Consider the following 3,755-nt stretch of genomic DNA (forward strand, 5'->3'; position numbering starts at 1 on the left):
CGCCCGAACTCGCCACTGCAGGCGCAGGTTCACCAGTGCAGCGGGCCATGCGCCGTACACACCCACAGCCATGAAAAAGCGCGGATGTCGAATGCACCGGTCAGCGATTTCGCCGGTTTCTGGGGCGCGTTCGGCTGTTCCTGCTTCGCGTTCTGAGTTTGAAAAAAAGCGCCGGTCATCAGGGCCGGCGCTTCCCGTAACAACCATCCATCCAGGAGTTTTGCCATGAGCGTTCCTTACAAGCGTCTGAACAAAGATGATGCCGTCGTCCTGCTGGTCGACCACCAGACCGGTCTGATCTCGCTGGTGCAGGATTTCTCGCCGAACGAGTTCAAGAACAACGTGCTGGCACTGGGCGACATCGCCAAGTTCTTCAAGCTGCCGACCATTCTGACCACCAGCTTCGACGCAGGTCCAAACGGCCCGATCGTGCCTGAGCTGCTCGAGCAATTCCCCGACGCGCCGTTCATTCAGCGTCCAGGCCAGATCAACGCTTGGGACAACGAAGACTTCGTCAAAGCGATCAAGGCCACCGGCCGCAAGCAACTGATCATCGCCGGTGTCGTGACCGACGTTTGCGTAGCTTTCCCGACCCTGTCGGCGATCGCTGAAGGCTTCGAAGTGTTCGTCGTCACCGACTCGTCGGGTACCTTCAACACCACCGTGCAACAAGCAGCGTGGGCGCGGATGTCCGCCGCCGGTGCACATCTGATGAACTGGTTCGCTGTGGCCTGCGAGCTGCAGGGCGACTGGCGCAACGACATGGAAGGTCTGGCGCATCTGCTGTCCGAGCGTCTGCCCAACTATCGCAACCTGATCAACAGCTACACCAAGTTCACTGCCAAGTAATCTGGTCGAAAGTCAAAAGCCCCTCACCCTAGCCCTCTCCCGGAGGGAGAGGGGACTGACAGCGTTGTTTGCTAGAGTTGCATCGACCTGCAATACCGAGCCGAGCTCCGCTCTTGAAACGCATGGAGATCGGCTCCCTTTCACCCTCGCCCCCTTAGGGGGAGAGGGCTGGGCGGGCGGCGTTCCGATGAGGGGGTGAGCTTTTGATCTTCAAAGTTTCAGATCAGCGTTTTTGCAACCAACCCAAGAAACCACCTTTTTTCACCGCCACCGGTTTGGCCATCAACGCGAGGCGACTGTTCTGCTGACGCACCGCCTGCAACTTGTTCAAGGCCCGGCCGACTTCGCTGCGCTTGTCCATGCACTCACGGGTCAACTGTTTGTCGAGACGATAGATGATGCTCGACGTCAGCGCTGTGAACGTCGCCTGCGACGGTGTATCGGCAAGAATGCTCTGCTCACCCATGACTTCGCTCGGCCCCATGCGCCCGGCCTCGGTCTGGCCATTGCCGTCCGGCACCGTCGCGCTGACCACGCCCGTAGCGATCACGAACAGACTGTCCGGCACCTCGTCCAGATCCAGCACCACCTGACCCGCCGTGTACTGCTGCGCGACCATCGACTCAGCGAGGCGATCACGTTCCTCACTGCTCAGCGAGCGGAAAATCTTCACCTCATCCAGCAATGCGCGAGCACGGCTCGACGGTTCGATCACGCCGTCGGGATGCCGGGAAATACCCGCCGCTTCGAGATGGCGGTGGGCGAGGTCGAACAGTTGATTGCGCACTTCGCTCTTCTTGCCCAGCTCAGCGATGTAACCGCTGGCAACGTATTCCGACATGGTTTCGCCGGCCTCTTTGAGTACGGCTTTCGGCGCCGGGCTGAGCAGCAGCGAACTGCTGCCCTGCAAGGTGCGATCAAGGGCATCCAATACCCGACGCGGGCGGATGTGGTTCGGCACTTTGATACTGATCGAGACGCCGTGCATGTTGTTCGGTCGGCTGAGGTTGACGATCTTCGCTTTGGCCGCCACCGAGTTCGGTACGACGGCCATGGTGCCGGCGCTGGTCAGCAGGTGCGTGGCGCGCCAGTCGATATCGAAGACCTTGCCTTCTACGCCGTCGATCATCACCAGATCGTCCACTTGATACGGCTTGGTGGTGTTGAGGACGATGCCGGAAAACACGTCGGCGAGGGTGCTTTGCAGCGCCAGACCGACCACGATGGCGACCACCCCGGAAGTGGCCAGCAGACCTTTGACAGGCAGCTCCAGCACATAACCGGCTGCCGCAACAATGGCGACCAGAAACACCAGCGCGCCGATGACGTCCTGCAGCAAGCGACCGCTGTGGCCGATGCGGCGCATCAACGCCAGGCCGATCACTTCGGTCAGCACCCGTGCTGCGTACAACCACCAGAGAATCCCCAGCGCCGTCGCCCCCAGTTGTGCCACGCGATCATCAGCGAACAGCGGAGCCTGCAACGGGCTCACACCGGCATTGATCACCAGCGCGCTGAACGCCAGAAACAGCGCCAGACGCACGCCGACTCGCGGCGCGCGGTGGCTGAAGCGCGAGAAGTGCCAGAGTGCGGCGTCGAGCAGGAGCAGGACGGCGCTCCAGGACAGCAGGTGGGCGTAGAAAAGAGTCATGACCGGTACTCCGCGACGCTGGTGAGAAAAAAGATCGCAGCCTGCGGCGGCTCCTACAGGGAATCGTATTCCAGGGTAGGCGCTGCCGCAGGCTGCGATCTTTCGCTTTTATGGATTCAGATGAGTCTTCAGTTCAGCCGCCGCTTGACGCACCGCTGCTTTGACTTCCGGAATCTGGCTCAGCGGATTGAGCAGGCCGAAGTCATGAATCATCCCGTTGTAACGCACCGAGGTCACCGGCACGCCGGCCGCATCCAGATGCCGCGCATAGCCTTCACCTTCATCACGCAGCACGTCGAACTCGGCGGTCTGCACCAGCGCAGCGGGCAGGCCCTTGAGCTGTTCGCTGCTAGCGTTGAGCGGCGAGGCATGGATATGCGCACGCTCGGCCGGGTTGGTGGTGTAGTTGTCCCAGAACCACTGCATCATGCCTTTGGTGAGGAAGTGGCCCTCGGCAAATTGCTGGTACGAACCGTCGTCGAACTGCGCATTGGTCACCGGCCACATCAACAGCTGGAAGCGCAGGGCAGGGGTTTTCTGCTCCTTGGCCATCAACGCCACGACCGCTGCCATGTTGCCGCCGACGCTGTTGCCGGCCACCGCCAGACGCTTGCCATCGACACCGATGTCCTTGCCGTGCTCGGCCACCCATTTCGTCGCAGCGTAAGCCTGATTGATCGCGGTCGGGTACTGCGCTTCCGGCGATGGCGTGTAATCGACATACACCGCAACAGCGCCCGAGCCGACCACCAGATCACGAATCAGGCGCTGGTGCGTAGGAAAGTCACCCAGTACCCAGCCGCCACCGTGGAAGTACATGAACACCGGCAACTCGCCTTTGACCTTGGCCGGGCGCACCACTTTCAGGTTGAGGGTCTGGCCATCGACCTTGATCGCCTTGTCGCTGACTTCCACCCCGGACAGATCAACCTTCACCGAGGCCTGCGCACCGGTCAGCACCGCACGGGCGTCTTTCGGGCTCAGTTGCTCCAGCGGACGACCACCGCCAGCGGCGAGGGCATCGAGGAACGCTTGGGTGTTGTGTTCGACGCCAGGGCTGCCAGCGGCGAAAGCGCTGCTGACGGAGAGGGCGAGGAGGGACGCGGCGAGGGTTTTCTTGACGATGTTCATGGTGAAATCCTTTTGAATGATTTTGATTTTCTGATCGTTCCCACGCTCTGCGTGGGAATGCAGCCGGGGACGCTCCGCGTCCCAACGATCAGATGGCTGCCTTCGGCAGCTCTTTATGTTCAGG

4 protein-coding genes are annotated in these 3,755 nt (G+C 61.2%); 1 reads left to right on the plus strand and 3 read right to left on the minus strand.

The window, feature by feature from the left end:
* Window positions 1-29 precede the first annotated feature (29 nt).
* Window positions 30-227 carry a hypothetical protein gene (locus tag OQK_RS30550; RefSeq protein WP_038861494.1) on the minus strand — a complete coding sequence of 66 codons (198 nt, stop codon included), beginning with the start codon at window positions 225-227 and terminating at the stop codon, window positions 30-32.
* Between OQK_RS30550 and ycaC the strand changes: the two genes are divergently transcribed.
* Complete coding sequence (gene ycaC / locus OQK_RS20800) at window positions 226-849, plus strand: isochorismate family cysteine hydrolase YcaC (RefSeq protein WP_016774080.1); 624 nt, start codon at window positions 226-228, stop codon at window positions 847-849. The two genes, OQK_RS30550 and ycaC, sit on opposite strands and share 2 nt — an antisense overlap.
* Before the next feature lie 223 nt (window positions 850-1,072).
* Here ycaC and OQK_RS20805 read toward each other — a convergent pair whose 3' ends face one another.
* Together OQK_RS20805 and OQK_RS20810 are read right to left on the minus strand one after the other, a co-directional pair.
* Window positions 1,073-2,500, minus strand: coding sequence for a mechanosensitive ion channel domain-containing protein (locus OQK_RS20805; RefSeq protein ID WP_016774081.1), 1,428 nt, complete (start codon window positions 2,498-2,500; stop codon window positions 1,073-1,075).
* A gap of 108 nt (window positions 2,501-2,608) precedes the next feature.
* Window positions 2,609-3,631, minus strand: coding sequence for an alpha/beta hydrolase (locus OQK_RS20810; protein ID WP_016774082.1), 1,023 nt, complete (start codon window positions 3,629-3,631; stop codon window positions 2,609-2,611).
* Window positions 3,632-3,755 lie beyond the last annotated feature (124 nt).

Source organism: Pseudomonas sp. R62 (genome assembly GCF_000257605.1).
Taxonomy (GTDB): Bacteria; Pseudomonadota; Gammaproteobacteria; order Pseudomonadales; family Pseudomonadaceae; genus Aquipseudomonas; species Aquipseudomonas atacamensis.

Bases quoted from the DNA above. Each gene is read 5' to 3' on its own strand.
- ycaC (WP_016774080.1), top strand. From the start codon at position 226: ATGAGCGTTCCTTACAAGCGTCTGAACAAAGATGATGCCGTCGTCCTG.
- OQK_RS30550 (WP_038861494.1), bottom strand. From the start codon at position 227: ATGGCAAAACTCCTGGATGGATGGTTGTTACGGGAAGCGCCGGCCCTG.
- OQK_RS20805 (WP_016774081.1), bottom strand. From the start codon at position 2,500: ATGACTCTTTTCTACGCCCACCTGCTGTCCTGGAGCGCCGTCCTGCTC.
- OQK_RS20810 (WP_016774082.1), bottom strand. From the start codon at position 3,631: ATGAACATCGTCAAGAAAACCCTCGCCGCGTCCCTCCTCGCCCTCTCC.